Source organism: Geodermatophilus sp. CPCC 206100 (assembly GCF_048569675.1).
Classification (GTDB): Bacteria; Actinomycetota; Actinomycetes; order Mycobacteriales; family Geodermatophilaceae; genus Geodermatophilus.
Map to the genome: position 1 here is coordinate 1 of NZ_JAQISV010000077.1, position 5307 is coordinate 5307.

Here is a 5307-nt window from a genome sequence, read left to right on the forward strand (position 1 = left end):
ACCCGCGACCGCGCCCGCGGCCCCGGGCCCGCACCCGAGGCCGGCCGCGGCACGGGCGCGACCGCCGTGCGCCGCCGCCGGGACAGCCCGCGGGACCGGCGGCGCCGGCTGCTGGTGCGCGTCGGCACGGCGGTGGCGGTCGTCGTCCTGCTGGCGTGGTTGCTGTGGGGGAGCCCGGTGCTGGCGGTCTCCTCGGTGCGCGTCGACGGCGCGGGCACGCTGACCGCCGCCGAGGTGGTCGAGGTCGCCGGGGTCGCCGAGGGCACCCCGCTGCTGCGGGTCGACGTCGACGCCGCCCGGGACCGCGTGGCCCGGCTGCCACAGGTCGCCTCGGTCGAGGTCACCCGCGGCTGGCCGCGCAGCGTGGTCATCACCGTGGTCGAGCGGGTGCCGGTCGCCGTCGTCGAGCGGGCCGGCAGCCGCACCCTCCTCGACGCCGAGGGGGTGTTGTTCGACACGGTCACCGGTGCGCCGCCGGTCGGCGTCGTCCCCCTGGACGTGGCCGCCCCTCGACCCGACGACCGGGCCACCTCCGCGGCGCTGGCCGCGCTCGTCGCGCTGCCGGAGGACGTGCGCGCCGGCGTCACCGCCGCCCGGGCCACCACGTCCGAGGACGTCACGCTCGACCTCGCCGACGGCACCACGGTGCTGTGGGGGAGCGCCGAGGACGCCGGCGACAAGGCGCAGGTGCTGGTCGCCCTGCTCGGCCAGCTGGCCGCCGGCAGCCTCGAGCCGGCCGACACCATCGACGTGAGCGCACCCGCGGCGGTGGTCCTGCGCTGACGAAGGACCCCGTCCTCCTCACCGCTCGCAGGCTCGCGGCGAGCCTCTGGACGGGGCCGGCGAGCCGGGGGTGGCTGCGCGCGTCTGATACGCGGAGGGTGGGCCGGTGACGTCCTCGCCGATCAGCCGGTTCCCCGTCCCCTCCCGCGACCAGCTGGACCCCCGGCTGCGGGAGCGCTACGCCGACGTCGAGGAGCGCTCGGGCTTCCTGCCCAACGTCTTCGGCGCGCTGGCCTGGCGCCCCGCGGAGGCGGAGGCGTTCTTCGCGCTGCACGACGCGCTCATGGACAAGGAGACCCCGGGCCTGTCGAAGGCCGACCGCGAGCTGGTCGTCGTGGCCACCAGCGCGGCCAACGACTGCCTGTACTGCGTCGTGGCCCACGGGGCGATCGCCCGGATCCGCGCCCGCGACCCGTACCTGGCCGACCAGGTGGCCGTCGACTGGCGCAAGGCCCCGCTGTCCGACCGGGTGCACGCCGTCCTGGACGTCGCCGTCCGGCTGGCGCTGCGGCCCGCCGAGGTGACCGCCGCCGACCTCAGCACGCTGCGCGGGCACGGCCTGACGGAGGACGACGTGTGGGACGTCGGCGCCATCGTGTCGTTGTTCGCGCTGTCGAACCGCCTCGCGCACTGGGCCGCCATCCCGCCGAACGAGGAGTTCTTCCTCCTGGGCCGGCTGCCGCGGGACTGACGTCCGCGAACCCCTCGCCGAGATCGGCGGTCTCGCACGGATGCGCACGCCGAGCCGTGCGACATCGGCGATCTCGGCGGGAGCGGGGGCGCCGGGGTCGCGCAGGGTGGCGTCGTGGCTGCGCAGCGGCGTCCTGACCTGCCGGGATCGACACGCGCGGCGGTGCGACACGCCCGACGCGCGGGATCACTTCGACGAGTTCCGCGCTCCTGGCGTGTCCGCCCCCTCGACCTGTCCATGAGACGTTCCCGGCGCGGGTCGTCACTGTCAGTGGTGCAGAAGTGACCATCGTGCCGTCCGAGGTCGGTGCGCACGCGCCGGTCCGACACGCCGGTCCCGGGAGGGTGCTTGTAGGGCCCGTGGCAGCCCACCTAACTTCAGCCGCGTCGACCTGGTTGACATAACTATAAGGCTTTACTTGAGGATGAGGGTCGAGGTCGGGAGCCCCACATGACACCTCCGCACAACTACCTCGCGGTGATCAAGGTCGTCGGCATCGGCGGCGGCGGCGTGAACGCGGTGAACCGGATGATCGAGGTCGGCCTCAAGGGGGTCGAGTTCATCGCCATCAACACCGACGCGCAGGCGCTGCTGATGAGCGACGCGGACGTCAAGCTCGACGTCGGCCGCGAGCTGACCAGGGGGCTGGGCGCCGGCGCGCAGCCCGACGTCGGCCGGCAGGCCGCCGAGGACCACCGCGAGGAGATCGAAGAGGTGCTCAAGGGCGCCGACATGGTCTTCGTGACCGCGGGGGAGGGCGGCGGCACCGGGACCGGCGGCGCACCCGTCGTCGCCTCGATCGCGCGCAAGCTCGGTGCCCTCACCATCGGTGTGGTCACCCGCCCGTTCTCCTTCGAGGGCAAGCGGCGCGCCGTGCAGGCCGAGTCGGGGATCGAGGAGCTGCGCAACGAGTGCGACACGCTCATCGTCATCCCCAACGACCGGCTCCTGCAGCTCGGCGACCGGAACGTCAGCGTCATGGACGCCTTCCGCACCGCCGACCAGGTGCTGCTCTCCGGTGTCCAGGGCATCACCGACCTGATCACCACGCCGGGCCTCATCAACCTGGACTTCGCCGACGTCAAGTCGGTCATGTCCGGAGCGGGCTCGGCCCTCATGGGCATCGGCAGCGCGCGCGGGGACAACCGCGCCCTGCTGGCGGCCGAGCAGGCCATCGCCAGCCCGCTGCTCGAGGCGTCCATGGAGGGCGCGCACGGCGTGCTGCTGTCCATCTCGGGCGGCTCGGACCTCGGCCTGTTCGAGATCAACGAGGCCGCCTCGCTGGTCTCCGACGCGGCCCACGCCGACGCCAACATCATCTTCGGCGCCGTCATCGACGACGCCCTCGGTGACGAGGTGCGGGTGACGGTCATCGCCGCCGGCTTCGACAGCGGTCGGCCCAGCGCCCGCAAGGACACCGGGGTGAGCTCGCTGCCCACCGCCGCGCCGGTGGCCCCGCCGGTCGCCTCGCGGATGCCCGTGCACCCGCAGCCGGTCACCGCGGCCACGTCGGCGCCCACCGGCGAGCGGCTGATGGGGTCCGCCCCCGCGGCCCCGCAGGCCCAGCCGGCGCCGGTGCCCTCGACCTCGCAGCTGCCCTCCCGGGCGGCCGCGGCCGGCGGCGGCCTCACCGTGCCGCCGCTCCCGCCGGTCCCGGGCGCCGGGACCGCGCGCCGGCCGCTGTCCAGCGAGGACTTCGAGGAGGAGCTCGACATCCCCGAGTTCCTCCGCCAGTAAGAGGACCCCGCTGCCCCCCGCACCTCGCGAGCTCGGCGCGGGTCCCTGCAGCGGGGCCGAGCCCGGTAGCGTCGTGCTGGTGAGTTCTCAACCGGCCGCTCCGCGGGCGGTGCGACCCCGACGGGTCGTCACCGACCGGCGGGGCGGCCGGTCCCGTCCCCCCTACGAGTCGTTCAACCTGGGCGGGCACGTCGGGGACGATCCCGCCGACGTCGCCGCCAACCGCGACCGGCTGGCCGGCGAGCTCCGCGTCGACCCCGCGCGGCTGGTCTGGATGGACCAGGTGCACGGCACCGGCGTGACCGTGGTGGACGGCCCGGTGGACGCGGCCCTGCCGGCCACCGACGCCCTCGTCACCCGGACGCCGGGCCTGGTGCTCTGCGTCCTCGTCGCCGACTGCGTCCCGGTGCTGCTCGCCGATGCCACGGCCGGGGTGGTGGCCGCGGTGCACGCCGGGCGCGAGGGCGTCCGGCAGGGCGTCGTCCCCGCCACCCTGGCGGCCATGGCCCGCCTGGGCAGCCGGGCCGCCGACGTCACCGCGCTGCTCGGCCCGGCCGTCTGTGGCGCCTGCTACGAGGTCCCGCGCGCCATGCAGGTGGAGGTGGCCCGGGTGGCGCCCGCGGCGGCCGTGCGCACCCGCCGGGGCACGCCCGGGCTGGACCTGCGCGCGGGGCTGGCCGAGCTGCTGCGGAACGCCGGGGTCGGCCAGGTGGTGCACGACCCGCGGTGCACCGTCGAGGACCGGTTCCTCTTCTCCCACCGACGGGACGGGGTCACCGGCCGGCAGGCCGGCGTCGTCTGGCTCGGGTGAGGACCGGGGTCGCCCGTCCGCCCTCCCTTCGCGAGAGGATCGCCGGTGTGAGCACCCCGGCGGAGCGGCTGCAGGCCGTGCGGAGCCGCATCGCGGCGGCCGCCCGGGCGGCCGGCCGCGACCCCGCCTCCGTCGGCCTGCTCGCGGTGAGCAAGACGTGGCCCGCGGCGGCCGTCCGGGAGCTGGCCGCCCTGGGGCAGGCCGACTTCGGGGAGAACCGGGCGCAGGAGCTCGCCGGGAAGGCCGCCGAGCTCGCCGACCTGCCGCTGCGCTGGCACTTCGTCGGCCAGCTGCAGCGCAACAAGGCCGCCGCCGTCGCGCGGCTCGGCGCGGTGGTGCACTCGGTCGACCGGCTCCCGCTCGCCCGGGCGCTGGGCCGGGTCGGCGCCGAGACCGGGCGCCCGGTGGACGTCTTCCTCCAGGTGGACCTCGGCGGTCCGGAGGGCGAGCTGGCCGCCCGCGGGGGCGCGGAGCCGGCCGCGGTGCCGGAGCTGGCCGACGCGGTCGCCGTCGAGGAGGGGCTGCGCCTGCGCGGCCTCATGGCGGTCGCCCCCCGGGACGCCGAGCCCGGCCCGGCGTTCGCCCGGCTCGCCGCGCTCGCGGAGCGGGTCCGCGCCGACCACCCGGAGGCCCGCGACGTCTCGGCCGGCATGAGCGCCGACCTCGAGGTGGCGATCGCCGCCGGCAGCACGCTCGTGCGTGTCGGAACCGCGGTCTTCGGGGAGCGGCCCCTACCCTCCCGGGAGGACGAGTCACACCAGTCACACGGGTCCCACCAGCCCGGGTGATCGAGCGGTTTCACCAGAGGGGGAGGGCTGATGGCCGGAGCCATGCGCAAGATGGGCATCTACCTCGGGCTCGTCGAGGACGACGACGCCCGCGCCTACGGCCGGTACGACGCCCGGCAGGCCGACTACGACCGGCATGACGACCGGCGTCTGGACGACCGGCACCTCGACGACCGCCGGTACGGCCGGTACGCCGCGGACGACGGCTACGACGACCGCTACGACGCGGTGGACCGCTACGCCGACGTCGACCCCTTCGTCGAGGACCGCTACGCCGACGAGCTGGAGCCCGAGCTGCCGGCACCCGACCCCGAGCCCGTGGCGCTGCCCCGCCGCACCGGCGCCGGCCGCGGCGCCGGGCTCACCCCCGTGTCCGACCGCAGCCCCCGCCTCGGTGGGTCGGCCGGCGCCGGCCTGGGCGGCGCCTCCTCGCCCGGCCTGGGCGGCGGCGCCAGTGCCGCCGGGCTCGCCGTCCGCGAGGCGGTGGCCGCCGCGCC

Annotated in this window: 5 protein-coding genes and 1 pseudogene; all 6 read left to right on the forward strand. The window is 76.3% G+C overall.

What is annotated here, in order from left to right; translation table 11 throughout:
• A partial coding sequence (locus tag PGN05_RS24100) for a cell division protein FtsQ/DivIB (protein ID WP_419755114.1) occupies positions 1–783 on the forward strand: 783 nt, incomplete at its 5' end.
• A 106-nt stretch (positions 784–889) separates the two neighbouring features.
• Positions 890–1474 carry a peroxidase-related enzyme gene (locus PGN05_RS24105; protein ID WP_419755115.1) on the forward strand — a complete coding sequence of 195 codons (585 nt, stop codon included), beginning with the start codon at positions 890–892 and terminating at the stop codon, positions 1472–1474.
• Positions 1475–1924: 450 nt separating this feature from the next.
• The gene (gene ftsZ, locus PGN05_RS24110) at positions 1925–3211 is read left to right on the forward strand and encodes a cell division protein FtsZ (protein ID WP_419755116.1); all 1287 of its coding nucleotides are present in this window, start codon (positions 1925–1927) and stop codon (positions 3209–3211) included.
• Positions 3212–3290: 79 nt separating this feature from the next.
• Positions 3291–4022, forward strand: coding sequence for a peptidoglycan editing factor PgeF (gene pgeF, locus PGN05_RS24115; RefSeq protein WP_419755117.1), 732 nt, complete (start codon positions 3291–3293; stop codon positions 4020–4022).
• Between the two features lie 47 nt (positions 4023–4069).
• Positions 4070–4810: a YggS family pyridoxal phosphate-dependent enzyme gene (locus tag PGN05_RS24120; RefSeq protein ID WP_419755118.1), complete on the forward strand. Its 741-nt coding sequence runs from the start codon at positions 4070–4072 to the stop codon at positions 4808–4810.
• A gap of 30 nt (positions 4811–4840) precedes the next feature.
• A pseudogene (locus PGN05_RS24125) lies at positions 4841–5307 on the forward strand (cell division protein); the annotation flags it as partial.